At 68.3% G+C, this 23,397-nt stretch carries 24 protein-coding genes and 2 pseudogenes; 10 read left to right on the top strand and 16 right to left on the bottom strand.

Going from position 1 to position 23,397, the window contains the following annotated elements; translation table 11 throughout:
- From ON19_RS26520 to ON19_RS26515, 3 genes are all read right to left on the bottom strand, one after another.
- Positions 1-1,435 (bottom strand): hypothetical protein (locus tag ON19_RS26520; protein WP_043698635.1); only part of this gene is annotated, 1,435 nt, incomplete at its 3' end.
- Positions 1,436-1,755: 320 nt separating this feature from the next.
- Positions 1,756-1,881 carry a hypothetical protein gene (locus ON19_RS44005; RefSeq protein WP_255218412.1) on the bottom strand — a complete coding sequence of 42 codons (126 nt, stop codon included), beginning with the start codon at positions 1,879-1,881 and terminating at the stop codon, positions 1,756-1,758.
- Entirely contained in the window at positions 1,878-2,372 is a 495-nt protein-coding gene (locus ON19_RS26515) for a hypothetical protein (protein WP_174377732.1), read from the bottom strand. Before ON19_RS26515 ends, ON19_RS44005 begins: the two co-directional genes overlap by 4 nt.
- Before the next feature lie 113 nt (positions 2,373-2,485).
- On the opposite strand from ON19_RS26515, the gene ON19_RS26510 reads away from it, so the two are divergent.
- Positions 2,486-3,568, top strand: coding sequence for an NAD(P)H-dependent amine dehydrogenase family protein (locus ON19_RS26510; protein WP_043698631.1), 1,083 nt, complete (start codon positions 2,486-2,488; stop codon positions 3,566-3,568).
- Positions 3,565-4,056 carry a carboxymuconolactone decarboxylase family protein gene (locus tag ON19_RS26505; protein ID WP_043698629.1) on the top strand — a complete coding sequence of 164 codons (492 nt, stop codon included), beginning with the start codon at positions 3,565-3,567 and terminating at the stop codon, positions 4,054-4,056. The genes ON19_RS26510 and ON19_RS26505 overlap by 4 nt, the downstream gene beginning before the upstream one ends.
- A 17-nt stretch (positions 4,057-4,073) precedes the next feature.
- On the opposite strand, the gene ON19_RS26500 is transcribed toward ON19_RS26505, so the two are convergent.
- Together ON19_RS26500 and ON19_RS26495 are read right to left on the bottom strand one after the other, a co-directional pair.
- On the bottom strand, positions 4,074-4,781 hold the full coding sequence (locus ON19_RS26500) for a hypothetical protein (protein WP_157229857.1): 708 nt from the start codon (positions 4,779-4,781) through the stop codon (positions 4,074-4,076).
- 78 nt (positions 4,782-4,859) lie between these two features.
- Positions 4,860-6,422, bottom strand: a complete 1,563-nt coding sequence (locus ON19_RS26495) for an amino acid permease (RefSeq protein ID WP_043698656.1) — start codon at positions 6,420-6,422, stop codon at positions 4,860-4,862.
- A gap of 152 nt (positions 6,423-6,574) precedes the next feature.
- Between ON19_RS26495 and ON19_RS26490 the strand changes: the two genes are divergently transcribed.
- Complete coding sequence (locus tag ON19_RS26490) at positions 6,575-7,948, top strand: FAD-dependent oxidoreductase (RefSeq protein WP_043698627.1); 1,374 nt, start codon at positions 6,575-6,577, stop codon at positions 7,946-7,948.
- A 6-nt stretch (positions 7,949-7,954) separates the two neighbouring features.
- Here ON19_RS26490 and ON19_RS26485 read toward each other — a convergent pair whose 3' ends face one another.
- Positions 7,955-8,347, bottom strand: a complete 393-nt coding sequence (locus tag ON19_RS26485) for an ankyrin repeat domain-containing protein (RefSeq protein WP_043698625.1) — start codon at positions 8,345-8,347, stop codon at positions 7,955-7,957.
- Between the two features lie 37 nt (positions 8,348-8,384).
- Positions 8,385-9,020: pseudogene (locus ON19_RS26480) on the bottom strand (UdgX family uracil-DNA binding protein); the annotation flags it as partial.
- A gap of 159 nt (positions 9,021-9,179) precedes the next feature.
- Here ON19_RS26480 and ON19_RS26475 point away from each other — a divergent pair.
- Positions 9,180-10,487, top strand: coding sequence for a glycosyltransferase 87 family protein (locus ON19_RS26475; RefSeq protein ID WP_063709497.1), 1,308 nt, complete (start codon positions 9,180-9,182; stop codon positions 10,485-10,487).
- A gap of 49 nt (positions 10,488-10,536) precedes the next feature.
- On the opposite strand, the gene ON19_RS26470 is transcribed toward ON19_RS26475, so the two are convergent.
- Positions 10,537-10,983, bottom strand: coding sequence for a nuclear transport factor 2 family protein (locus ON19_RS26470; protein ID WP_043698621.1), 447 nt, complete (start codon positions 10,981-10,983; stop codon positions 10,537-10,539).
- Positions 10,984-11,056: 73 nt separating this feature from the next.
- Complete coding sequence (locus tag ON19_RS43375; RefSeq protein ID WP_043698619.1) at positions 11,057-11,248, bottom strand: hypothetical protein; 192 nt, start codon at positions 11,246-11,248, stop codon at positions 11,057-11,059.
- 113 nt (positions 11,249-11,361) lie between these two features.
- Here ON19_RS43375 and ON19_RS26460 point away from each other — a divergent pair, with 113 nt between their 5' ends.
- Complete coding sequence (locus ON19_RS26460) at positions 11,362-12,555, top strand: GNAT family N-acetyltransferase (RefSeq protein WP_043698617.1); 1,194 nt, start codon at positions 11,362-11,364, stop codon at positions 12,553-12,555.
- A gap of 59 nt (positions 12,556-12,614) precedes the next feature.
- Positions 12,615-13,379 (top strand): trans-aconitate 2-methyltransferase, encoded by a 765-nt coding sequence (locus ON19_RS26455; RefSeq protein ID WP_043698615.1) that lies wholly within the window; start codon positions 12,615-12,617, stop codon positions 13,377-13,379.
- 122 nt (positions 13,380-13,501) lie between these two features.
- Here the strand turns inward: ON19_RS26455 and ON19_RS26450 are convergent, their stop codons facing one another.
- Positions 13,502-13,786 (bottom strand): ANTAR domain-containing protein, encoded by a 285-nt coding sequence (locus ON19_RS26450; protein ID WP_051169338.1) that lies wholly within the window; start codon positions 13,784-13,786, stop codon positions 13,502-13,504.
- 176 nt (positions 13,787-13,962) lie between these two features.
- Here ON19_RS26450 and ON19_RS26445 point away from each other — a divergent pair, with 176 nt between their 5' ends.
- A complete protein-coding gene (locus ON19_RS26445; RefSeq protein ID WP_043698613.1) occupies positions 13,963-14,244 on the top strand; it encodes a hypothetical protein in 282 nt (93 codons plus the stop codon).
- A gap of 62 nt (positions 14,245-14,306) precedes the next feature.
- On the opposite strand, the gene ON19_RS26440 is transcribed toward ON19_RS26445, so the two are convergent.
- The 4 genes from ON19_RS26440 to ON19_RS26425 all read right to left on the bottom strand — a co-directional run bounded on the left by ON19_RS26440 (position 14,307) and on the right by ON19_RS26425 (position 16,472).
- On the bottom strand, positions 14,307-14,507 hold the full coding sequence (locus ON19_RS26440) for a hypothetical protein (protein ID WP_043698611.1): 201 nt from the start codon (positions 14,505-14,507) through the stop codon (positions 14,307-14,309).
- A 173-nt stretch (positions 14,508-14,680) separates the two neighbouring features.
- Complete coding sequence (locus ON19_RS26435; RefSeq protein WP_043698610.1) at positions 14,681-15,106, bottom strand: MerR family transcriptional regulator; 426 nt, start codon at positions 15,104-15,106, stop codon at positions 14,681-14,683.
- A gap of 9 nt (positions 15,107-15,115) precedes the next feature.
- Positions 15,116-15,667: a class I SAM-dependent methyltransferase gene (locus ON19_RS26430; RefSeq protein ID WP_043698608.1), complete on the bottom strand. Its 552-nt coding sequence runs from the start codon at positions 15,665-15,667 to the stop codon at positions 15,116-15,118.
- 52 nt (positions 15,668-15,719) lie between these two features.
- Positions 15,720-16,472: an SDR family oxidoreductase gene (locus tag ON19_RS26425; RefSeq protein WP_043698605.1), complete on the bottom strand. Its 753-nt coding sequence runs from the start codon at positions 16,470-16,472 to the stop codon at positions 15,720-15,722.
- A gap of 928 nt (positions 16,473-17,400) precedes the next feature.
- On the opposite strand from ON19_RS26425, the gene ON19_RS26420 reads away from it, so the two are divergent.
- From ON19_RS26420 to ON19_RS26410, 3 genes and pseudogenes are all read left to right on the top strand, one after another.
- Positions 17,401-18,165 (top strand): hypothetical protein, encoded by a 765-nt coding sequence (locus ON19_RS26420; RefSeq protein WP_157229856.1) that lies wholly within the window; start codon positions 17,401-17,403, stop codon positions 18,163-18,165.
- Between the two features lie 78 nt (positions 18,166-18,243).
- Complete coding sequence (locus tag ON19_RS26415) at positions 18,244-19,860, top strand: FAD-dependent monooxygenase (RefSeq protein WP_043698601.1); 1,617 nt, start codon at positions 18,244-18,246, stop codon at positions 19,858-19,860.
- A 93-nt stretch (positions 19,861-19,953) separates the two neighbouring features.
- Positions 19,954-20,625: pseudogene (locus ON19_RS26410) on the top strand (dienelactone hydrolase family protein); the annotation flags it as partial.
- On the opposite strand, the gene ON19_RS26405 reads toward ON19_RS26410, so the two are convergent.
- Together ON19_RS26405 and ON19_RS26400 are read right to left on the bottom strand one after the other, a co-directional pair.
- Complete coding sequence (locus ON19_RS26405) at positions 20,606-21,727, bottom strand: CapA family protein (protein WP_043698648.1); 1,122 nt, start codon at positions 21,725-21,727, stop codon at positions 20,606-20,608. The pseudogene ON19_RS26410 and the gene ON19_RS26405 overlap by 20 nt on opposite strands.
- Entirely contained in the window at positions 21,724-23,391 is a 1,668-nt protein-coding gene (locus ON19_RS26400) for an enoyl-CoA hydratase-related protein (RefSeq protein ID WP_043698600.1), read from the bottom strand. The genes ON19_RS26405 and ON19_RS26400 overlap by 4 nt, the downstream gene beginning before the upstream one ends.
- Between the last annotated feature and the right edge of the window lie 6 nt (positions 23,392-23,397).

Raw genomic sequence — 23,397 nt, 5'->3', positions numbered from 1 at the left:
CCCCCGTGGTCCAAGGGTTTGTGGCCCGCGGGTTGGAACCGGTGTGCGGGTTATCGGCGGCGCGACGGCCGGTGGCAGGGTTCGGAAAGGCCGGTGCGGCCTGGGATTCTGTAGGCGGAGGGCTTGGATCGTGCCGCACGGTCTGTGCCGGGCCCGGGGTGTGCGTGCCTGCGGGGTCGAATGCGCGGTACGAGTCCCCGGTGGTCCAGGGGTTCATGACGAGCGGGCCGGAACCGGTGTGCGGGCCGTCTGGTGCGGGTCGGGTGCTCGGGGCGGGCGGAAGATCCGGTGCGGGCTGCGGATTGCCCATCAGCAGCCCGGCCGCGTGGCGTGCGGGGTCTTCGGGGGGATGCGTGTGCGCCACCGGAGGGCCGAAGGCGCCGTAAGAGTCCGCTGTGGCTCTACCGCTCGCGCCCCGGGGATCATGAACTGACCGCTGCGCAGGTGGTTCGGCCGGGGCGTGCGAGACCAGCAGGCCGGATGCCGAGCTCGCGCCATTCGTTTCGGGCAGGGTGCCGGTGGCGGGTGGGACGCTGCCTATGACGCCTGCGACCGGCGGTTCGACCGATCGGCTCGGCGTGGGAGGCTCGTTGTCCGGAGCCGGAACGCCCAGCGGGGATTCGGGAGTTTCCGGAGTGGATCGTCCGGCGCGGGACGACTGCATGTTCCCGAAGAGGCTGCCCGAGCGCCGGAGCCGCCCGGCCTCCGGCGCTTGCCCGTTCGCGGGCCGGTGGCCGTTGCGCGCCACCGGCGGCTCGGGGGCGAGCGGCTCGATACGAGCTGCCGGTCCGGTCGAGGCGGGCGCGGCATCGATGCGGGGAACCGGCATGGTGGGCGCGGTGGGCGGACCTGCCGAGAAGGCGGGCGAGGCCATCCCGATCGGGGACGTCGCGAGCGCGGCGGGCGCCGACGGTTCCGCCGCGACAGCTGAGGCAGCGGTGGATATCTCCACGACCAGATTCGCGAAGTTGGGCGGCCCTTCGCCGATGCTGCACCACAGGACGACGCGACCGTTGGGCCGGTGCTCCACGACGATGCCGTAATTACCCGCCCAGGACTTCTGCGTGCCGAATTCGTCCACCCAGACCGGGGTCAGGGTCACCAGGGTCGCCGCAGCGGTCGGCGTGACATCGAAGCTGACCCCCGCGGCCAGCGCGTCGCTCCACGCGTCGACTCCGGCGAGCGAACGTCCGTGCAAGTCGAGATAGCCGTCGACGACCGAGAGCCCCATGCCGAGCCCCCGCAGTCCGGCGGGCGGCGCCGCGGAGATCATCGTCAAGGTGACGGTGGTGGGCGCCGGGCCGACCTGCTCGGTGTACATCGGGTAGACCATGCTGCCGTGCCAGACGATCGGGTCCGCACTCTGGTAGCGCGCGGCCAGCGGCAGCTCTTCGGGCGTATTCCGGGCAGCCCACGACGAATACCGCTCGTTCACTGTCGCGCGCCTGCCTTTCCACCCGATCCCGACCACCGCCCCCGCGCCGGGCGGCCGGGTATACCGTACTCGCCGCGAACCGGAACTGCGCCGCGATCCCCTGGCGGTCGGTATGCCCCTTGCCCCAACGCTACCGGGGAGTTCATCCCATTTCCCAATGGTGCGCAGCGGCGTGTCCGGCCCCGCCGTCGGCACGGAATCGACCACACGGCGGTCCGTCTCCCGCGGAGATGGACTCGATCGACCGGCCTGGCGCGCGACAACGCAGCGTGTGCTGCCGCCGTGACCATCAGGGCATCCAGAGGGAACGCCGCCCAGCGCTACCGACGCCCGGCGGCGAGCCGTTCCAGCGCCGCCAGGTCCTTCTCCAGCATCCGGAACAGCCAATACACGCCGATGAACGCCATCGCGCTGGCTGCGCGGAGCACTCGGAGCGGAACGATCACGGCGGGGATGTCCCCGGCGGGATGAAGGTCACACCCACGACGCCGAGCAGCGGGACGGCGGCGGCGACGGCCAGAAAGTATGTGCTGTCGGCGTCCAGTCGCCGCAGGCGCAGTGCGTCCTCGGTGCCGACCCCGCTGTGCGGAAGGAACATCGGATACAGCGACCGCACCGCGTAGAAGGTCACCAAGAAGTAGGGGTAAGCCATCGCGATGGCGCCGCAGACGATCTGGGTGAGGAAGAAGTGCAGGTAGGACGCCGCGGTGATCTGATTGCCGGACACCGGGACCGCCACGCCCGCGATCGCCCAGAGGGCGAAAGACGTGAGCACGTTGCGGCTGCCCAGCCGCAACGTGTCCGTCCTGGCCTGCGCCGGGGTCTGCGAGTCGTACGGTCTGCCCTTGCGCAGCCCGCGCGCGATCGACCACAGCCGGGCGATCAGCAGATCGGTCACGACCGTCGCCCCCGTAACCGGCGGGGCGGGGTGCGCCATGAGGGCATCGTTCGTAGCGCCGTGACCGAACGGGATCGGCCGTTCGACGGGGTGATCGGTCGTGCTTTCGCCGAATCCGCCATGGCCGACCAAGCGCTTGCTACGCTCGATCGATGATCTCCACGGTGGTCTGGGGCACCGGCAATGTCGGCCGCGCGGCCATCCGGGCCGTCGACGCCCATCCGGCGCTGCGCCTGACCGGGGTGCTGGTGCACGATCCGGCGAAGGTCGGCCGCGACGCGGGCGAACTCGGCGGACTCGGTCGAGAACTCGGCGTCGCCGCCACCGGCGACATCGGCGGAGTTCTCGATGCGCGCCCCGACGCGGTGGTCTACGCGGCCTCCGGCGATATCCGCCCCGACGACGCGCTCGCCGATATCGTGCGCGCACTACGCGCGGGCGCGGTGGTCGTCACCCCGGCCCTCTACGCGCTCTACGACCCCCGCAACGCGCCGCCGGAGATACGGGACCCGGTACTGGCCGCGATCGCCGAGGGTGGCGGATCGCTGTTCGTCTCCGGCATCGACCCCGGATGGGGTAACGACGTGCTGCCCCTGCTGATCAGCGGGCTCGGCAGCACGGTGGAGACGATCCGCTGCCAGGAGATCTTCGACTACTCCACCTACGACCAGCCCGATTCGGTGCGCTATCTGGTCGGCATGGGTCAGCCGATGGACTACCAGCCCCCGATGCTCGCGCCGTCGGTGCCGACCATGGTGTGGGGCGGTCAGATCCGGCTCATGGCGCGGGCGCTCGGCGTCGAACTCGACGAGATCCGCGAGACGCTGAACCGGCGTGCCCTGGACACCACCGTCGCCACGGCGTCCATGGGCGAGTTCGCGGCGGGCACCCAGGGCGCCGTGCGCTTCGAGGTCCAAGGCATCGTCGAAGGGCAGCCGCGTCTCGTCATCGAGCACGTCACCCGCATCCATCCGTCCTGTGCCCCCGGCTGGCCCACGCCGGCCGACGGCGCCGCCGGTGCGCACCGGGTGATCATCGAGGGCCACCCGCGTATCGAGGTGACCGTCGAGGCCACCGACGAAGACGGCAACCGCTCCGCGGGCGGGAATGCCACGGCCGTCGGCCGCCTCGTCGGCGCCATCGACTGGCTGGTGGCCGCGAAACCCGGACTCTACGACGCACTGGACATCCCCTTGCGTCCCGCGGTCGGCAAACTCGGAAGGAAGCACCCATGATCATCGACATCCCCGAGGGGAAGGATCCGATCGGCTACGTGTGGGGCGAAATGGTCCCCGGTATCGGCGTCGCCGCCTCGAATTTCTCGCTGTCGGTGTACTCGCACAGCACGCTCGGTCTCCGCGAATTCGAGGCGGCCAGGCTGCGCATCGCCCAGCTCAACGGCTGCCTGTTCTGCATGGACTGGCGAACCGAGTGCGACGGGGCGAAGGTCGAGCCCGAATTCGCCGACGCCGTCACCAACTGGCGCACCACCGACGCCTTCGACGAACGCACCCGGCTCGCCGCCGAATACGCCGAACGCTACGCCACCGATCACCACAATCTCGACGAGGAATTCTGGGGCCGGATGTTCGCCCGGTACAGCCAAGCGGAAGTGGTCGAGTTGAGCATGAGCATCGGCTCATGGCTGGCTTTCGGACGCCTGAACCACGTCCTCGGCCTGGATTCGGTCTGCGTACTGCCGAGTCATTCCGCCGGCGGATAGCACTCCACCTCCGGCGGTCACGCCGGAATTCTCGACACCCACGCGGGCTGCCCATCGACCAGGCCCAGTTCGAACTCCTCGGGAGCGTCGAGCACGGCGCCGAGTTGGCGCAGCGCTTGATCCGCCGAAATCTCCGCGGGAAAACGGATGTATTCGAGGGTGGCGCCGGATATCCGGGCTCGGAATCGGTACCGGAATTCGACCTGGCCCGCGTAGGTCAGCGCGATACGGCCCTGCCAGTCGATGTCGTGCCTGCCGTCGGCGCGCCGGGTGAAGAACACTTCCTGGTCGGCGACCGAGTCGTGTCCGAGCAGATAGATGTTGAACGCCAGGAATTCGACGTCGTCGGCGTGGGCCAGGGGCAGCGGATCGACCGTGAGGCGTTGCGGCTGCTCGGATTTCAACAGAAAGGGACGGCCCGGCGCCGCGGCGCGCAACCCGGTGGCGTCGTCCTCGCCCCAGTACGTGGACGACAGGGTGCAGCTGTGATAGTTCTGCCAGACGATCGGCGACAACCAGCTTTCGCCGTGCTGCTCGTCGCCGTCGGGATCGCGTTCGGCATTGTATGCCGCGGACCGCAGATGCAGATCGAACCACAGGCTGCCGACCTGGTCCATGCGGCCGGTCCACGCGAACTCTTCGATCGCGTGCCCCTCCGGCCACGGATTTCCCGGGAAAACGATTCTCCCAGCCGGCGAAAAACACACCAGGTCGGTCCTTTCCATGCCGACACACCCTAGCGACCGAGACCGACAAACTCGACATGCCAGATCCGGGAAGCCGCGTGCGGCCCGGCTTACGCCTCAGGCGTTGGCAGACGCTCCCTCCTCCGGCCGGTCGGCGGGCGGCTCCTCCACCGTGCGCTTGGGCCCGGTGAACCACCTGCGGGCCGATGCCAGCCACCAGATACCGATAGCGCCGACCACGCCGACCAAGGTGATCGGCGCGTAATTGACGGTGTTCCAGGTGAACTCGCTGTGCCACGGGTAGCCGCGAGCGTCGGTGGGCAGGATGAACAGGAAGCTGATCAGCGCGATCCAGATCAGCGCGACCACACCGACCGGGCGGTACCACGCCCCCAGTCGCCACGGACCGGTGCGGAATCGAGCCCCGTGGCGCTGGCGCAACAGGATCGGAATGCCATAGGCGATGTAGAGCCCGATCGTCGCGACCGAGGTGGCCGCCGCGTAGGCCGTCGGGGCATTCGCCGGCGGCACCAGCATCGAGGGAATCAGCAGCACGAGAGCGAAGAACGAGATGAACAGCACCGCGTTCACCGGCACCTTCCGCGCGGAAAGCCGCGACCAGAACTTCGAACCCGGCACCGCCCCGTCGCGGGCGAACGCGAACAGCATCCGGGAGGCCGAGGTCACCGAGGCGTATCCGCAGAACAGTTGCGCGACCGCCGCGATGATCAGCAGCAGGCCCGACCAGAACCCGCTCAGCGAGTTCTCCAGGATGTAGATCACCGGGTATCCGCTGTTCTTCTCCGGATCCAGCGCGTCGTCCAGATTCGGAATGGCGAAGGTCACCGCCATGATGAGTAGATATCCGGCGATCGCCGAGACGATGATGGTGTTGATGATGCCTTTGGCCGCCATCCGGGACGCATCGTGCGTTTCCTCCGACATATGGGCCGACGCGTCGTAGCCGGTGAACGTGTACTGCGCGTGCAGCAGCCCGAGCAGGAAACTGAATGCAACCCCGCCGAATCCGATCGCGCTGTTGTCGACCGTCTCGGTAAAGACGAATTCGGCGCTCTGGTGGTGGCGCGCACCGAACCCGAGCACGATCACGAAGATCGCCACACCGCCGACGTGCCACCACGCGGACACGTTGTTGATCACCGCCGACAGGTGCGGGCCGAGCACGTTCAACACGGCGTGCAGGACCAGGATCGCGGCGAACACCAGGAAGATCGCGGTGCGGTCGGTGCCGATGTCGATTCCGACGACGTTCAGCACGACCGTGGTGAAGATGGCCGCGCCGTAATCGATCGCCGCGGTGACGGCGATCTGTCCGATCAGGTTGAACCATCCGGTGAACCAGCCCCATACCGGTCCGCCCAGTTCGGCGGCCCACCAGTACAGCCCGCCCGAGGTCGGGTAGGCGGAGGCCAATTCCGCCATGGCGAGCCCAACGAACAGGACCATGATCGAGACCAGGGGCCACCCCCAAGCCATCGTGATCGGTCCGCCGTTGGCCAAACCGATGCCGTAACTGGCCAATCCACCGGTGAGGATGGACACGATGGTGAAGCTGATGGCGAAATTGGAGAATCCGGACCAGGATCTGGCCAGTTCCTGTTTGTAGCCCAGTTCGGCGAGCCGACGTTCGTCGTCGGAAGGTGATCGGGTCTCGGTCATATCGTGCTCCCGGGTCAAAACGCTGCCCTCATACCGCGTTTGCCAGACGTTCAGTGTGAAGTACCGATCGGTCAACCGCACGGCAACCAGCAAATCCGCGAAACGGCGGCCCCGGCGCCCGTGCGGCCGACGCCGAACGTAGCGTGAGGACCATGAGCGAGCGACTGGTGGTCATCGGTGGTGACGCCACGGGGATGTCGGCCGCCTCGCAGGCGCGCCGGATGAAGGACGCGAGCGCGCTGGAGATCGTCGTCTTCGAGCGCGGTCGGTTCACCTCGTACTCGGCCTGCGGCATTCCCTACTGGGTCGGCGGGCAGGTCGCCGACCGGGACGCTCTCATCGCCCGCACGCCGGAAGAGCACCGCTCCCGCGATATCGACCTGCGCCTGCACACCGAGGTGGTCGAGATCGATGTCGACGGCGCTCGGGTGCGCTATCGCGACCGAGAATCCGGCGCACCGGCATGGCTGTCCTACGACCACCTGGTGATCGCCACGGGCGCCCGCCCGCTCCGCCCTTCCCTGCCCGGCATCGACGCGAACGGTGTGCACGGCGTGCAGGCCCTCGACGACGGGCAGGCATTGCTCGAGACGTTGGAGCAGGCGCGCGGCAACCGCGCCGTCGTCGTCGGCGCCGGCTACATCGGCGTGGAGATGGCCGAGGCCCTGATCCGGCGCGGCTACGACGTCACGATGGTCAACCGCGGCGCCGAACCGATGTCCACGCTCGATCCGGACATGGGCGCCTTGGTCCGCGACGCCATGTGCGGAATGGGCATCAAAGTGGTCGGCGACGCGGACGTGTCCGAGATCCGGACCGGTGACGACGGCCGGGTCGCCGCGGTCGTCACCGACACCGCGGAATACCCCGCGGACGTCGTGGTGCTCGGCATCGGCGTGCGCCCGGAGACCGACCTGGCCCGTGCCGCCGGTCTGCCGCTCGGGCAGCGCGGCGGGCTGCGGACCGATCTCGCCATGCGCGTACGGGGGCACGAGAACGTCTGGGCGGGCGGCGATTGCGTGGAGGTGCTCGACCTGGTCTCCGGCCGCGAACGCCACATTCCGCTGGGCACGCACGCCAACAAGCACGGTCAGATCATCGGAGCGAACATCGGCGGGGGATACGCGGTCTTCCCGGGCGTCGTCGGCACCGCGGTCAGCAAAGTGTGCGAACTGGAGGTGGCGCGAACGGGTCTGCGCGAGAAGGACGCTCGGGCGGCGGGCCTGCAATACGTGACCGTCACCGTCGAATCCACCAATCGTGCGGGCTACTACCCGGACGCGGCGCCGATGACGGTGAAGATGCTCGCCGAGCGTTTCACCGGGCGCTTGCTCGGCGCCCAGATCGTGGGGCAGGAAGGGGCGGGCAAAAGGGTGGACATCGCGGCGGTCGCGCTGACCGCCCGGATGACCGTCGAGCAGATGACGATGCTCGATCTGGGCTACGCGCCGCCGTTCTCCCCGGTGTGGGACCCGGTTCTGGTGGCCGCGCGCAAGGCCGTCACCGCGGTCCGCGAGCGCGGGTGACCGCGCTCAGGCGTCGAAGAGTTCGACCAGGTCGGTCTTGCCGAACATGACCGCGGCGGCGCGGGCGGACGGGGTGCCCGCGTCGGGATCGGCGCCCGCCGCCGCGAGCTGTCGCACGATGCCGGTCTCGCCCTTGAAGACCGCCCCCGCCAGCGGGGTCTGGCCCTTGTCGTTGGCGCGGTTCGGATCGGCCGACCGCTTCAGCAGCGCCGCCACGGCATCGGCGTGCCCGTGGTAGGCGGCGAGCATGAGCAGCGTGTCGCCCGCGTCGTTGGTGAGGTCGACCGGCACGCCCGCGTCCACGTAGGCGGCCAGGCTCGCGGTGTCTCCGCACCGCGCGAAGTCGAACACCTTGGTGGCCAGCTCGATCAGTTCCGGGTCGATCTCGTCAGCGCTCATCTGCTCACTCCTATCACGAGACGCGCGCCGCCCGAAATCAGCGCTCGGCGGCGGGCTTTCCCAGTTGTTCCCGCACAATGCGCAGATCGGCGACGAATGCCTCGTAGGCCGCGGTCCGGTCGGGCGCGCGCAATACCGATGACGGGTGCACCGTGGCGATCACGCGGAAGTCCGCCGTATCGATGACCTCACCGCGGCGCGTGCTGACCTTGAACGACGGGCCGAGCACCGCCTGCGCGCCGATCGCGCCGAGACACACCACCAACCGTGGCCGCAGCAGATCGAGTTCGGCGTTCAACCACGCCGAGCAGGCAACCACCTCGGTGCGGCCCGGCTGCTTGTGAATCCGTCGCTTGCCGCGCTCCACGAATTTGAAGTGTTTCACCGCGTTGGTCACGTAGACCGTGTCGCGGTCGATGCCGACGTCCGCCAGCGCGCGGTCGAGCAGGCGTCCGGCCGGACCGACGAACGGCTCGCCCAGGACGTCCTCCTGATCGCCGGGTTGCTCGCCGATCAGCACCACGTCCGCGTCCGGGGGACCGGCGCCGAACACCGTCTGCGTGGCGTGGCGGTAGAGATCGCAGCCGTGACAGTCACAAGCCGCTTGCCGCAGGTGCGCCAGATCCGCGTCCTCGGGCACGAACATCGCGGCGCCGGGTGCCTTCATCGCGGTTCGCCTCCTGCCTCGACGGGACCGCGGCTGCCGTTCGCCGCGTCCTGCAGTGCCTGCTGCTGGTGGCGGCTTACCCGTTTCCGCCGCCCTCACGCCACCGCCGCCGATCTGCCTCCCACATGCTGATGGAGCGGACCGAGGTCGGTATAGTCGCCGCGGATGAGTAGTGTCACCGCCACCGCCGCAACGCCGATGTCCCAGCACCGTCGACTCGGGCGTGTGGTGCGGCTGGCACCGGTCCTCTCGGTCGCGTTCTCCGCGTTCTGTCTCCTGACACCGGTCTGGCCGTTCCACGAGATCACCGGCGGGTTCATCGACCTGCAGGTGTATCGGCTGGGCGTGGACGCCATGCGGCACGGCGCCGACATGTACGGGCAACTGCCGCAGACCACGATCGGGGCGGGCCTGCCGTTCATCTACCCGCCGTTCGCCGCGCTCGCGCTCGGCCCCTTCGCGATGCTGCCGTGGGATGTGGCCGCGCTGAGCTTCTTCGTCTCCTCGGTGGCCGCGCTCGCCCTGACGCTCTATCTGGTGGCGCGGCGAGTCTGGCCGGAGGAGGCGCAGCGGCGGCTGGCGGTCTGGGCAACCGCATGTGCCACCCCGCTGGGGCTACTGCTGGAACCGATTCACTCCACGCTGGACTTCGGTCAGGTCAACCTGCTGCTCATGGCGCTGGTCGCCGCCGATTGCCTTACTCACAAGCCCCGCTGGCCCCGGGGGATGCTGATCGGCATCGCCGCCGCGATCAAGTTGACGCCCGCGGCCTTCGTGCTCTACTTCCTGGTTCGCCGCGACTACCGCGCGGCCGCTACCGCCGCGGTCACCGGTGCGGCCGCGACGGCGCTGGGTTTCGCGGTCCTGCCCAAAGAGTCCGTCAAGTACTGGTTCGGCGGGCTCGGCAACGTGTCCGGGCTGAGCGGCTCGGCATTCCACACCAACCAGTCGATTCAAGCGGTATTCGCTCGATTCGAAGTGCCCGAGCCCGCGTTCACCGTCATCTGGCTGGTGCTCGGCGCCTTGGTGCTCGCGCTGGTCGTCACGGCGATGCGCCGGGCCGCCGACCTCCCCGCGCTCGTGCTGGCCCTCAACGCCGTCTTCACGCTGTTGGTCTCGCCGATCTCCTGGTCGCACCACTGGGTGTGGATCGCGCCCGCGTTGTTCGCCGTCGTCGGTTACGCGACCCGCTTGCCCGGCAGGCGGGCGATCGGTTGGTGGGTGACATTCGTGGTGACCACGGCGGTGTTCGTCATCGGCCCGCACAACTGGCTGCCCGACGGCGAGCATCGTGAGACCGCGTGGACGCCTTGGCAGCATTTCATCGGCAACACCTATATCTGGTTCAGCGTGGTGCTGGTCATGTTGTTCGTGGTCACCAGTAGGCGGTCGGTCGCGAAGCCCGCCGACCCCGCACAGGTCGATCCGGCGCACCCGTCGGAGGCCGAGACCTCGGCGCTGTCGGCGCGCTGAGGCGCGAGGGGTTAAGGCGGCACGGCCGCTTCAGCTCACGCCGGCCGATTCAGCTCGTGCCGGGTGCGGCCGGCGCGACGAAAAGGAAGCTCTTCTCCTCGACGCGCGACTTGATACGCCACTGTCCGTCGACACGGACGAACGTGTCCAGGTACCAGAGGCCGCAGAACATCATCGTGGGCGGTCCGTCGCCGCCCGACACCATCATCGGGTTGTGGCACATCGTCCGCCCGGTGGCTGTGTCGCCGTCGACTGCGATGGACGAGTTGCTGATCAGGTGTTGGAATGCCGGGAAGTTCGGTAGCAGGGAGGCGAGGAATTCCTTCGTCGCCGCCAGATCGCCTACCGAGCCACCCATGGCCGAGTAGTCGATGTGCGCGTCGGGGGTGAACACCTCGTCCAGCAGGTCCCACTGTCGAGTGTCGACCGCGTGCGAATAGCGCACCATCAGGTCTTCGATCTCGAGTCGATCCGAAATCTCCTGCAACGACAGCATGTCTGCCTCCGATTGACGTCGATACCCGATAGATGCCACCAGGGTTCGGCGTGCGAGGCAAGATCCGCGCGGGTCAGCTCCGATGCGGCAAGATGTTCAGAACCAGTGTGAGCCCCGCCACGATGCTCACACACGCCACCACGGTGGCGAACACGGACTGCGTGATCGTGGCGATGCCTATCGAAAAGGCAAGGCACGTGGCCAAAGCAAGCGCGCCGGTTCCCGGTTCCACACCGGCGATCCGGGTTGGTCGGTGATCCGTCATAGCTATGTGATACCCAGCGCGGGCCGTTACGAAACCGTGATAGACAGTCGGTTTTCCGGCCCGGGCGTGTTCGCAGGTCACAGCCTCGCGTACCGGTCGGGCAGGATCGGGCCATGACCGTCGTAGTGCAGACCCTGCTCACCGAAGACGACCTACGTTCCGCCATGGCGCTTTTCCGCACCGCGATGGTGGGCTTGCCGCCCCTCGTCCCGACCGCGGAGCTGTCGGAGCCGGGCCGCGCCCTCGGCGCCTACATCGAGGGCGGACTGATCGGAACGGCCGAGTCGTACACCAGCTGGCTGGTGGTGCCCGGCGGCAGGCGCGTGCCGCATGCGGCGGTGACCCACGTGGGAGTGCTGCCGACCCACACGCGACGCGGCGTGCTCACGGCGTTGCTGCACCGCCAGCTCGCGGACATCGCCGAGCGCGGCGAAGCGGTCGCCACGTTGCGCGCCTCCGAGGGCGGCATCTACGCACGATTCGGCTACGGCATCGCCAGTTCCTTCGCGCGGGTGGAGGTGCAGCGCCGCCGAGCCCGGCTGCGGGACACCGTGGCGGCATCCGGTCCCGTGCGTTTCGTCGACGGCGTCGCGGCATGGAAGTTGCTTCCGCAGATCTACGCGACGGCGGACATCTCCTGGACCGGTGCCGTGGACCGACCGGAATACTGGTGGCGGTTACAGGAATTGCTCAGCGCGGCGCCGAGCTACTGCCTGGTCCACGGCCCGGCCGGCGCCGAGGACGGCTTCGCCCGCTACCAACCGGTCGACCCGATGAGCTGGCTGTCCCGGCCGGAAAAACAAGTGGTGGTCAACGATTTCGTGGCCGCGACGCCCACGGCGTATCGCGGGCTGATCCGCCAATTGCTCTCGATCGACTTGGTCGAGACCTTCGTGTTCCCGTTCGTCGCCCTCGACAGCCCCCTGCGGCACCTGCTCACCGACGAGCGTGCGGTGCAAGTGGTGTCGACTCGGGACGAGACCTGGTTGCGCCTGGTCGATGTCCCACAAGCGTTGGCGCGGCGGACTTATCGCGAGGGGGCCGCGGTCGTGCTGGAGGTGGTCGATCCGCTCCTGGCCGCGAACTCCGGCCGGTACCGCATCGCGGCCGATGGTGTGCGACGAGCGCGGGAGACCGCGGAGGTCACAGTGGAGGTAGCCGACCTCGCGGCCGTCTATCTCGGCGGAACCACTTGGCGAGCATTGGCTTTCGCGGGACGTGTGGACGAGCATCGCCCAGGGGCGGTCGCCGCCGCGGACGCGCTGTTCACCACCGACGGGTTGCCGTTCTCGGGGACCTTCTTCTGAGCACATCGACCGGCGTACAGTACGTACGTACGGTTTGGTAGCGACTCTCGGAGCGGCCGATGTGGGATCCCCAGCAGTACCTCGCGTTCGACGACCATCGGTCTCGTCCCTTCTTCGACCTGATGACCAGGGTGACGGCGACCGAGCCCAGGGAAGTGGTCGACCTGGGGTGTGGACCCGGGCATCTCACCGCCGTCCTGGCGCGGCGTTGGCCCGGTGCGAGCGTGCGAGCCATCGACTCGTCCCCGGAGATGGTCGCGTCGGCGCGTGATCGCGGCATAGACGCGACGATCGGGGCGGTGCAGGAATGGCGGCCGAGCGCGGAGACCGACGTCGTGGTCTGCAATGCCGTCCTCCACTGGGTGCCCGGGCATCCCGGCCTGCTGTCGGAGTGGATGCGGCAACTGCCTACGGGCGCGTTCCTGGCCGTCCAGGTACCGGGAAACTTCGACGCGCCGTCCCACCGGGCGATCCGGCAAGTGGCCGCGCGTGACGAGTGGCGCGACCGGCTCGGCCGAGCGGGCATACTCGAGCCGCGGGCGGTGCTCGATCCCGCGGGATACGCCGACCTGCTCGCCGCCTCGGGCGGGGCTGTCGATGCCTGGGAAACGACCTACCTGCAGCGCTTGACCGGTGACGACCCGGTGCTGGAATGGGTGACCGGCACCGCACTGCGACCCGTGCGCGGTGCTCTCGACGACGCACAGTGGCAGGAGTTCACCGCTCAGCTCGCCCCGCTGCTGCGTGGCGCCTACCCGCGGCGCGCCGACGGCACCACCTGGCTGCCGTTCCGGCGGGTGTTCGCCGTCGGCCGGAAGCAGTAGCGCACGCGTTCGTCCGGTGCGGACAATCGCAGGACAATCAGCTGTCCGAGGCCCGGGTCCGGGCCGGCGCCCCGGGCGTCGGCGAACCGGACGTCCGGCGCCTTCCGCCGGTCGGCGGGTTGTCACCGGGCTTGCTCGTGCGCCGTCGACAGCAGCCGGGTGACGCGGGTGCGCAGCTCTCCGGGTACCGCGCGCACGCCGATCGACGGCAACTCGGCGGCCACGTTGGCGGCGAGCACCCGCAGCTTGGTGTTGGTTTCCTGGGATCGGACGCGCAGCAGCGTGAACGCTTCGTCGGCGTCGACCCCGTAGACCAGCATCACCGCGCCTTTGGCTTGCTCGATCACCGCCCGCGCGGCTACCGGATCGAGGTCGCTCGCCGCTGTGCCGTCACCGTGGTAGCTCACACCCCCGCACTACCCGGCCTCGGCGATTCGACACCGATTGCCACAGACCAGCCGAGTCCGGTGGATGTCCTCTGCCCAGCAGGAGGGGTTGACTGTGATCGCCGGGATCGCGATACTTCGAAAGTCATAGCGATTGCGTATAACTTGTCCTGCGGAAACGCGACGGAGACAGATCAATGACGATCCATACTGCAGTCGAAGCAATTCTCCTGGCCCAGGTGGAAGATCCCGTCCCCGAGGCCCCCCCGAACTCGGAGAAAATCCTCCAGCTGTTCCGGTATTTCACCTGGTTCGTGATTCTCTCCGGCGTCACCGGCATCGCCTACGCGGGAGGGAAATTCGCCTGGGAGAAGTGGAACGGCGGGCCACTCGCGTCGGCGAAAATGGTCGTGGGCGGCATGCTCGGCGGCGTCATCGCCACCAGCGCGGGGACGATCATGAACGCGCTGATCGGTTGATCCGGTGGCGGGGCCGATGCGGCCGCACCCGTCCGCCGGTGCGTCCGGATCGGCCCTCGCTGCTAGTCGGTAACTTCCAGTTCGACCAATTGGCCTGGGGTGAAAGACTTCTCGCGCCGGTTGGTCTCCACGCCGAAGACCGCGACCACGAGGTCGCCACCCGGCTGGACCACTCCCGCTTGCGTGAGGGTGCCGTAACCGACGACGGATTCGCCGACATGATCGGCGAGCTCTGCCGCCGGGATTCGAATTGTCCTGCCCACGGGGCACCTCTATCGGGTCGAAGTGTCACGGTCTGCTGTGTCACTGTTCGCAGAACTCGATCCTAATCCGCGATAGCAGGCGCAGTACCCCCCTCTTGCCGCGCAAACCCTTCGTGGCGCCGGAGATGTCACAAACTCCGCCGTCAGGACGGAATTCCCTGTGCCATAACGATTTACCTTCGTGGGCTTGACCGGTTCGTGACCACGGCGAGCGCGACGGCGACCTTGGCCCGGAAGTGCGGGCACTCGCGGAAGTCCTCGGCGTCGCAGTCGAGCGCGTGCGAGATGGTCTCCAGCGCCGCGGTGTCCCGGCTGATCCGGTGCGCGAGCTGATCGCGGTGCGCGCGCAGCAGCTCGCGGCGAGCGGTGCGGTCGGACGCCTCGGCAAACAGCGCGGCGAGTTCGTCCAGCGACAAGCCGACCTGCTTGCCGAGCAGGATCATGGCCACGGTCTCCGCGTCGTCGTCGTGATACCGGCGACGCCCCGCGCCGTCGCGCCGCGGCGCGAGCAGTCCGACGTCCTCCCAGTGCCGCAGCACATGAGTGGCCAGACCGAACCGCGCCGCGAGCTCACCGATCGACATCTCGCCGCCCGCCATACCCGCACTCTAGGCGGCACGGGCGGTGAGCCGCGCATACAGCCCGATCGGATGACGTCGCGGGCGTACCGGCTCCCGCCGCACCGTCGCCGCCTCGAAGGAGCGGCGCAACGCGCCGAGCGCGGCCGCCGCGCGCACGAATCGGAAGTCGTAGATCGCCACGGCTCCGCCGGGACGCAGCACCCGCGCCAGCTCCGCGATCGCGCGGTCGACCTGCGGCCACTCGTGCATGCTCAGGCTCGAGACGACCAGGTCGAAGCTGCCGTCGGGGTAGGGCAGCGCGCCGACGTCGCCGACCGAGAGTTCGGCCGCGCCGGACAGCGCCGCCTCGGCGATATCGATCATGTGCGGTGACAGGTCGACGCCGTGCAGCCGCAGATCGGGTCGTCGAGAAGCCAACTGTGCCAGCAGCTTTCCCGGTCCGGTTCCGACGTCGAGCACCCACGCGCCCGGCTGGGCGGCCGCGTCGATGTCGGTGGCGATGTGTCGGTACAGGCCGCCGAGCAGACGAGTCGCCCGCTGGTCGTAGCCTTGGCTCTGCTTTTCTCCGAACGTGGTCATGGTTGCCTCTCCTCGTGGTGCGCTCAGCTTGCGAGTTGAGGTCGACCTGAAGTCAAGCGGGATATTTCTGGTCGAGCCACTGCCCGAATGTCGGCCCGGCGATGATCGCGTCGGGTCCGGGCAAGAGGGCGCCACCCGCCTGCAACTCGTGATTCGGGTCGGCGGTGTCGACGATCTCTTCCACCCGAGCCGGTTCGCCCCGCCGCGCCGCCACTTCGGCCGCGGCCGCGGCCAGGTCGAAGGCTTGCGGTCCAGCGATTTCGGCCATCTCCGGCGCGGACGGCGAGACGGCCGAGTCGGCCAGTTGCTCGGCCACCGTGCGGGCGGCGACGAGCTGAGCCCGGTACTTCGGGACATATGCCGTGTCGCCGCGGGTCGTCCAACCGAGCATCATCTCGGTGAATTCGTGGAACTGGGCCGCGCGCAGGATGCGCACGGGCACCGGACCTCGGCGGTAGGCGTGCTCCTGGGCGAGTTTCCCGGCGTAGTGCCCCGCGGTGAATCGGTCGATGCCGATGATGGAGATCACGGCGATCCGCTGCACCCCGGCAGCGGCTGCCTCGCGTTGCACATTCCGCGCGATGGTGCGGAAGAAGTCGGTCACCGCTTCGGTGTCGGTGGTCGTCGCGTTGACCGCGTCCACTACGGCATCCGCGCCGGCCAGCGCTTGCGCCAAGCCGTCGCCGGTGTAGACGTCCACACCGGTCGATCGAGTGATCGGGACGACGTCGTGGCCCCGGCTCTCCAGTACGTCGATCACGTCCCGGCCGATCAGCCCGCTCGCTCCGATGACTGCTACTCGCATGGCAACCTTCCTCTACTCACTGGTCCGGTGAGTAGACGAAGCGGCCACGGCCGGTGTGACAAGACCGGGTTCCGATCACAGCCGCGCCGCATCGGTCGATCCACGCGCGGCGGCAGCTGCTCGGTTCGTGCCCCTCAGACGTCGGTTTCGAGTGCGGGTCGGCGAGGCCGGCACGCCGCTGCCCCGGACCCGGAGGAAGACTTGGAAAAGATAGGTGCGGCCGCCCTCGATCGGTGCGGCCGCACTGTCGGGCTCAGATACACCAGACGGCGCTTCCGAGCGGAATACAAAGAACGACCGAGCCCCACACCGGCGTCGCCGCGTCCGATGGCGTTTCGGCGGAAACGGCGGGAGCCGCGATGACACCAACGGACAGGGCCATTGCGGTCGCGGCGAGGATTTTCGTGATTCTGCTGGACATTTGTACATCCTTCGATTCGAGTGAATTATCTCTGCTTATGGATTTCATAGTTCACCCATAGGGCGGTGAGCACCAGGCAAAGAAATGTCAAGGTCCCCGGTATTGCGTAACGGGGAGATCACCGGAGGTGCTTTTTCCAGGGCATAGGCGTCGGATCGAGGGGCGAAACATACCGCAAGTTTTCTTGGCCCCCCGCTCACTACCCGAATTCGAGCTTCGAACGATGCTGAGTCTTCTTTCTCCAATCGAGACCCAGTTTCGTATGGTACGGGCAGCGCGCTACCGTATGCTGCCGCCGCGCCGCCGCGGAACACCTTTCGGATCGACCGCCACCGCTGTCGGTAACGGTGATCGTTACGTCCGAGGGAGACCGGGCGCGGTCATCCTTGCCGGGCAAAGTCGCCGGGCGTGCGGCTGCCGGACAGGCTGTGATCCGACGTCGAACACTTCCCACTGGAGGTGAGCTTTGCCCGAATTGGGGCAGTGGCCCGGCCCTAAACTGAGCGAATGGTGCAGCCGACGCCCTGGCAGTCGAACAAAACTGGAGACGGCCCGCCCGCCCAGCAGGATCGGGCGGTGGGCGGCATCGCACCGGGTAGTCCACAGGCAATTCGGGCGGCGCTGCGTGGGTATTGGGGCTATGTGTGGGCCGCCGTCGGCAGTTTCGTGACGCTCGTGCTGCTGTTCCAGCCCTGGATCACCGCCGCGGGCGCCGACGGCAGGGTCAGCTCCACCGCGTTCGGCCGGATGGAGATCACCACACGGTTCCTGAACGCCTGGTCGGCCTCGAGGCCGCGCACTCCCCACGTCACCGGCTTCTGGGCCCTGCTCGCCTGTGCGACCATCGTCATCGCGATCTTGGCGATCGTGATCAACTTGCGCCTGCGCATCGAGGCACTCAGTCGATTGGCGACGATAGCGACGTTGGTCACCTCGCTGTTCGTGCTGTTCACCGTGCTCTACATCAACAGCAAGGGCCCGGAGTTGAAGGCGATGGTGGGGCGCAGTTCGGATCTGGGCGGACAAGTCGGATCGCTGATCAACTGGGCCTTCGGCAACGGCAGACTCGTCGTGCCGGGCATCGGGCAGGTCGCGTATACGTCCGCGGGTCTCACGCCTTGGGCGCTGCTGGCCGGTGGGACGTCGCTCGCCTCGTCCGTCGCCGCCGTCACGCAGTGGATCCGCAACAGGTCCGGCGGTCTGTTCCGGCTGCCGTGGCGCATCAACGTCGTCTCGTCGAAGCGGCCTGCCGACACCGACGACGCGGACTGATCGGCCGGCTGCGCCAGGGCGGGCCGGAGTAGACTCGCCCGAATCACCGTATGAGTGCGCAGTCCGAGGCGGTATCGCATGGTCGGCACAGAGGTACTCATCGCGGGCGCGGGCCCGGTCGGACTGACCGCGGCGATCGAGTTGGCCCGGCGCGGTGTCGCCTGCCGGATCGTGGACGCGCTGCTCGAACCGCCCCGCTATGCGAAGGCCGTGGGGATTCAGCCGCGAACGCTGGAGGTGTTCGAAGGTCTGGGCGTACTGCGCCGGATCCTCGACGCGGCAATCCAGTTGCGTGGCCAGCTGGTCTACGTGAACGGCGCCGAGGTGGCCAGGACGGAACTGACGCTGCCCGCCGACGTGCCCTACGCATTCGTCGGGCTACCGCAGTACGTGACCGAGCGAATACTCCGCGAGCGTTTGGCCGAAACCGGCACCCGAATCGAGCGCGCCACCGAACTCACGACGTTCGACCAGGACGACAACGGCGTGCGTGCCGTGCTCACCGCGGCGGACGGCGAGCACACCGTGGACGCGCAGTTCATGATCGGCTGCGACGGCGCGCACAGCATCGTCCGCAAGGCACTGGGCCTGTCCTTCGAGGGCGCGGCGTTCACCGAGCAGTACATGCTCGGTGATGTCGAACTCGATTGGTCGCTACCGCGCGGCTACGGCATCCGATCGATGCATCGGACCGAGGAGGGCACCGAGGAACTGCTGGTGTGCATACCGCTGCCTGGACGTGGCCGATATCGGGTGTCGATGCTGGTCCCCGACGAACTCCTCAGCGCGGGAACGACCGATCCCGACAAGCTCGGGCATGGGTTCGAACGCGGACCTGGGCCGCAGCTGCGACATATCCAGCAGGTCCTCGATCGCCTCGCGCCCGAGCCGGTCACCGCGTCGAACCTACGGTGGTCGTCGGTCTTCCGGATCAGTGACCGGATCGTCGATTCGTACTCGCGCGGCAGGGTTTTCGTGGCCGGCGACGCGGCGCACATCCACCCGCCCACCGGTGCGCAAGGAATGAACACCGGTATCCAGGACGCGCACAACCTCGCGTGGAAGCTCGCACTGGCGATCAGCGGCGACAGTGCGCCCCAGCTGCTGGACAGCTACGACGCCGAACGCAGGCCGGTCGGCACGGAGGTGGTCGGGCGGACCGTGCGCAGTGCCAGGGAGGGCATCGGGGCCGGCGAATCGGACCCTGATGTCGTCATCCGGCGTGAGGCCCAGCTGCTGATCGACTACGGCGACAGCCCGATCGTCGCGCGCACGGCCGACGGCGCGCCGGGGCCGTGGGCAGGAGTGCGTGCCCCCGATGCCACCGGCTTGAGCCGCGGCGCGGTCACCTTCCCGATCCGCCTGTTCTCTTTGCTCGGGCGGATTAACCACACCCTGTTCCTCTACGCCGACGACAGCACCGCAACCGACCTCGGGACGCTGGAGGAACTCGCCGACACGGCACGCCGGAGGGCGCACAGACGACTGGACGTGTACCTTCTCGCCGCGCCCGGCGCCCGGGTCGACGAGACGCTGCTGCCGGTCGTCCGGGATGGTGACGGCAATTTCGCCAAGGCTTACAGCGCTACCGGCGGAGCCGTCTATGTGGTGCGCCCGGACGGTTATCTCGGCTATGTACGGCACCGAGGCGCCGCGAACGACCTGGCGAAGTACCTGGCCGCCACCTTCCGCTGAACGCCGTTCGATGCTCCGGCCCCAGCCCTACCGCGATCCGATACCTCTTGCGCATTCCGGACCTGATCGGGTACGCCAGATATCAGGAGGTGTTCGATGCCGTCCGCACCCCGGTCCCCGACGCGGACCGAAGAGGTCATCGTGCCAGCCGAACGCACTGGGCTGGCCGGGGTCCTGGCTGTGCCACCGGACCGTACCGCCTTGATCGCCTTCGCACACGGCAGCGGTAGCGGCAGGCGCAGCCCGAGGAACCGGTTCGTCGCCGAGGTTCTCAACCGTGCGGGGTTCGCGACGATGCTGGTCGATCTGCTGACCGTCGAGGAGGAGGGCGACCGCGCGCATGTCTTCGACATCCCGTTGCTCGCGCGTCGCCTGGTCGAGGTGACGCACTGGCTGCGGACGCGGCCGGACCTCGGCGGCCTGCCCACCGGATATTTCGGGGCGAGCACCGGCGCGGGCGCCGCACTGTGGGCGGCGACCGAGCCGGGTACCGATATCGCGGCGGTGGTCTCGCGGGGGGGTCGGCCCGACCTGGCCGGTCCGCGGTTGAGTTCGGTCCACGCACCGACGCTGCTCATCGTGGGCGGTGCCGACACATGGGTGCTGGGGGTCAACCGGGAGGCTCAGCTACGGATGCCATGTCCGAGCGAGCTCGACATCGTCCCAGGCGCGACCCACCTGTTCGAGGAGGCCGGTGCGCTCGAACAAGTCGCCGACCTGGCCGCCCAGTGGTTCCACCGCCATCTCACCGCTGTGCCGCACTGAACACCACCGGCAGATCGTCCGGTCTGGGGGCGACGCGGGTGCCGAAGCCCCGGCTGATGTCCTCGATCTTCTCGCAGAGCCAGCGGGATTCGCTGCGCGGAGCCCACTCCAGGCGCATGTGCCGCTCCCGCAGCGGAATCAGCCGGACTTCCGCCGAGCCGGGATCGATGCGCACCAGATACAGCGGATGCAGATCGGTATGGTACCGCTCGTGGCCGCGGATGCCTTCGTAGTCATCGATGACGTCGCCGCAGCCGTACAGGATCGGTTTGCCGCGGTAGATCTCGATCGGACGCGGATGATGCGCGGAGTGCCCGTGCACCAGATCGACTCCGGCGTCGATCAATCGGTGCGCGAACTGCATTTCGGTGCGCGCGACTTCGTATCCCCAATTCGGCCCCCAATGCACCGAGACGATGCCGATATCGTTGTCGCGCTTGTATGCCGACATCTCGGCCGCGACTTCCTCGGCCGCCGCGGCGCCGGGCGAGTAGCCCACCCGCCACAGCCCCGGCCTGCCGCGTCGCGCCGACCATGCCTCCGGCACCCCGCTCGAACCGGCGGCGACGGAGAGGATCACCACGCGGCGCCCGTCGGCGAGTTCCACTGTGGCAGGGGCGCGCGCGCCCGCGAGGTCGGCCCCGGCGCCGGCATGGGCGATGTCGGCGGCGTCGAGCGCGTCGAGCGTGTCGGCCATCCCGGGAAGACCGAAATCGAGGATGTGATTGTTGGCCAGCGCGCAGACGACCGGCGCGATCGCCGTCAGCGCGGGCACGTTGTCCGGATGCATTCGGTAATGGATGCCTTTAGCGGGAGCGAACGCGCCGTCGGCGGTGATCGAAGTCTCCAAATTGAGCAACCGCACCTCGGGGTCGATCCGGGCGAGGATCGGCAGGACATCGCCCCACAGTTGCCGGTAATCGACCGGATGGGTGAATTCGCCGTACGCGCGCTCGGCCAGCTCGACGTAGGTCCGCGCATCGTTGACATATCGTTCGCGCAGCCTCGGATCGCCGGGATGCGGCAGAATCTGGTCCACACCTCGACCCAGCATGACGTCGCCGCCCAGCAGCACCGTCGCCATATATCCATTGTCGATCATCGGGGCGACAATGTGAATGTTCCGGTCGCCGACGAACGCCACGAACTCTTGAAAACGAACTCGTGCCGCCTACGGCGGAATTCGTTCTGATCACGGAAAATATCCCGGGCCATGCGGCGCAGTTCGGCGCTTTCGAACGCGGTCAGGTCGATCGACCGCGTCTGCTTCGCGGCCATGATCGCCGCCCACCTGGCCGGGTGGGCGCATTCGACGGCCAGCTCCGCCGGCCACGTGCCGAACTGCCCGTTCGGCACCACGGCATCGATCAATCCGAGGTCGGCGGCGCCTGCCGCGTCGACGGGCCGGCCTTCGTCCAGCAGGCGCTGCGCGGCTTCCTCACCCACCCGCCGCGGCAGGGTGTAGGTGTGGAATTCCGAGCCGGACAATCCGATCGTCCGGTAGTGCGGGTTGAACACCACTCGTTCCGCGGCGACGACCAGATCGGCGGTCAACGCGAGCATGACCCCGCCCGCCCCGGCGCTTCCGCTGACCGCGGCCACCGTGACCTGTGTGGAACAGGTCAGAATCGCCCGGCACACGTTGTTGATCGCCAGCAGGTTCCGCCACGCCTCGCCCTCGGGATCGGCGGACAGTTCCACCGCGTTCAGGTCGATGCCATTGCTGAAGTACGGGCCGTCGTTCGCGAGCACGAGCACCTTGGTGTTCTGCGCCGCCGCGTAGCCGAACGCGGCGAGCAACCGGTCACACTGCGCGGTGCCCATGGCGCCGTTATAGAAGTCGATGTCGAGGAATCCGATATCGGGCGAGCGCCGGTACCGGATCTCCGCAGGTGTCCTGCCCCTCGCGCGCGGCACCGCCTCGACCGGAAATCCCGCCGCGGCCAGGACCGGCACGGCCGGTCCTTTGCACGGCGGCCGGTCGCCGGTGAGGGGTTCCAGGCGGCCGATCCAGATACCGGCGTCGCCGCAGGCGACCTCGACGGCGTGGTCGCGGCGGCGCAGCACGGTGCCGGGCGCCGCCCGAGGGGCCTCCTGTCCGCGGCAGGCGTCGTAGACCAGCATCGGCGCGTTCCCGATGGTCGCAGGCGCCCCGGGTGAGCCGTCACCCGCGTGAATGCGTCTCAGGATCGTGTCGGCGTCGTCGGTCCAGCGAATTTCGCGGTCGCGACGGTGCATCGCGGGTCGGGTCCGGGCGTGTGCGACGGATCGAGGCACCTCGTCTTGGGGTGTGGGGGAGCAGCCCGGGGCGGCGGCCTTGTCCAGCGCTTCGAGCAGGCATTCGATCGCGGCGTCCGCGACCACGGTGTTGTAGACGGCGGATTTGCGTTCCGCAGGCAACGGGAACGTCCGCGTGCACCAGATGGGGCCTGCGTCCATTTCCTCGACGGCGGTCAGCGCCGTGACGCCCCACAGGGGTTCGCGTTCGCTGACCGCCCAGTCGAGGGCATGCGGGCCGCGGTCGCCGACGGGGCCGGGATGGACGACGATGCACGTCCACCTCTCATGGACGTCGGCGGGTATCTTCGTCGTCAGATACGGGCAGACGACGATGTCGAAGTCGTTCGTTCCGGCCGCGGCGCGGATGTCCGCTGCGCAGTGCACGATTTCGGTCCGAGTGCGGCGTCCGGATCGGCGTATCGCGAGTGCGGCCCGTTGCGTCAGCCCGTTGTTCGCACTGGCGAGAACGAGTACTCGCTGTGTCATGGCCGG

The sequence above is a fragment of the Nocardia abscessus NBRC 100374 genome, from assembly GCF_000308455.1.
GTDB lineage: Bacteria > Actinomycetota > Actinomycetes > Mycobacteriales > Mycobacteriaceae > Nocardia > Nocardia abscessus.
The sequence above is the reverse complement of the archived record's forward strand: the minus strand, read 5'-3'. Positions and strand labels throughout refer to the sequence as shown.

Excerpts from the sequence above, each read along its gene's own strand:
- ON19_RS26515 (WP_174377732.1), bottom strand. The coding sequence starts at position 2,372 with ATGGCGCACCCCGCCCCGCCGGTTACGGGGGCGACGGTCGTGACCGAT.
- ON19_RS26510 (WP_043698631.1), top strand. The coding sequence starts at position 2,486 with ATGATCTCCACGGTGGTCTGGGGCACCGGCAATGTCGGCCGCGCGGCC.
- ON19_RS26505 (WP_043698629.1), top strand. The coding sequence starts at position 3,565 with ATGATCATCGACATCCCCGAGGGGAAGGATCCGATCGGCTACGTGTGG.
- ON19_RS26500 (WP_157229857.1), bottom strand. The coding sequence starts at position 4,781 with ATGGAAAGGACCGACCTGGTGTGTTTTTCGCCGGCTGGGAGAATCGTT.
- ON19_RS26495 (WP_043698656.1), bottom strand. The coding sequence starts at position 6,422 with ATGACCGAGACCCGATCACCTTCCGACGACGAACGTCGGCTCGCCGAA.
- ON19_RS26490 (WP_043698627.1), top strand. The coding sequence starts at position 6,575 with ATGAGCGAGCGACTGGTGGTCATCGGTGGTGACGCCACGGGGATGTCG.
- ON19_RS26485 (WP_043698625.1), bottom strand. The coding sequence starts at position 8,347 with ATGAGCGCTGACGAGATCGACCCGGAACTGATCGAGCTGGCCACCAAG.
- ON19_RS26475 (WP_063709497.1), top strand. The coding sequence starts at position 9,180 with ATGAGTAGTGTCACCGCCACCGCCGCAACGCCGATGTCCCAGCACCGT.
- ON19_RS26470 (WP_043698621.1), bottom strand. The coding sequence starts at position 10,983 with ATGCTGTCGTTGCAGGAGATTTCGGATCGACTCGAGATCGAAGACCTG.
- ON19_RS43375 (WP_043698619.1), bottom strand. The coding sequence starts at position 11,248 with ATGACGGATCACCGACCAACCCGGATCGCCGGTGTGGAACCGGGAACC.
- ON19_RS26460 (WP_043698617.1), top strand. The coding sequence starts at position 11,362 with ATGACCGTCGTAGTGCAGACCCTGCTCACCGAAGACGACCTACGTTCC.
- ON19_RS26455 (WP_043698615.1), top strand. The coding sequence starts at position 12,615 with ATGTGGGATCCCCAGCAGTACCTCGCGTTCGACGACCATCGGTCTCGT.
- ON19_RS26445 (WP_043698613.1), top strand. The coding sequence starts at position 13,963 with ATGACGATCCATACTGCAGTCGAAGCAATTCTCCTGGCCCAGGTGGAA.
- ON19_RS26435 (WP_043698610.1), bottom strand. The coding sequence starts at position 15,106 with ATGGCGGGCGGCGAGATGTCGATCGGTGAGCTCGCGGCGCGGTTCGGT.
- ON19_RS26430 (WP_043698608.1), bottom strand. The coding sequence starts at position 15,667 with ATGACCACGTTCGGAGAAAAGCAGAGCCAAGGCTACGACCAGCGGGCG.
- ON19_RS26425 (WP_043698605.1), bottom strand. The coding sequence starts at position 16,472 with ATGCGAGTAGCAGTCATCGGAGCGAGCGGGCTGATCGGCCGGGACGTG.
- ON19_RS26420 (WP_157229856.1), top strand. The coding sequence starts at position 17,401 with ATGGTGCAGCCGACGCCCTGGCAGTCGAACAAAACTGGAGACGGCCCG.
- ON19_RS26415 (WP_043698601.1), top strand. The coding sequence starts at position 18,244 with ATGGTCGGCACAGAGGTACTCATCGCGGGCGCGGGCCCGGTCGGACTG.
- ON19_RS26405 (WP_043698648.1), bottom strand. The coding sequence starts at position 21,727 with ATGATCGACAATGGATATATGGCGACGGTGCTGCTGGGCGGCGACGTC.
- ON19_RS26400 (WP_043698600.1), bottom strand. The coding sequence starts at position 23,391 with ATGACACAGCGAGTACTCGTTCTCGCCAGTGCGAACAACGGGCTGACG.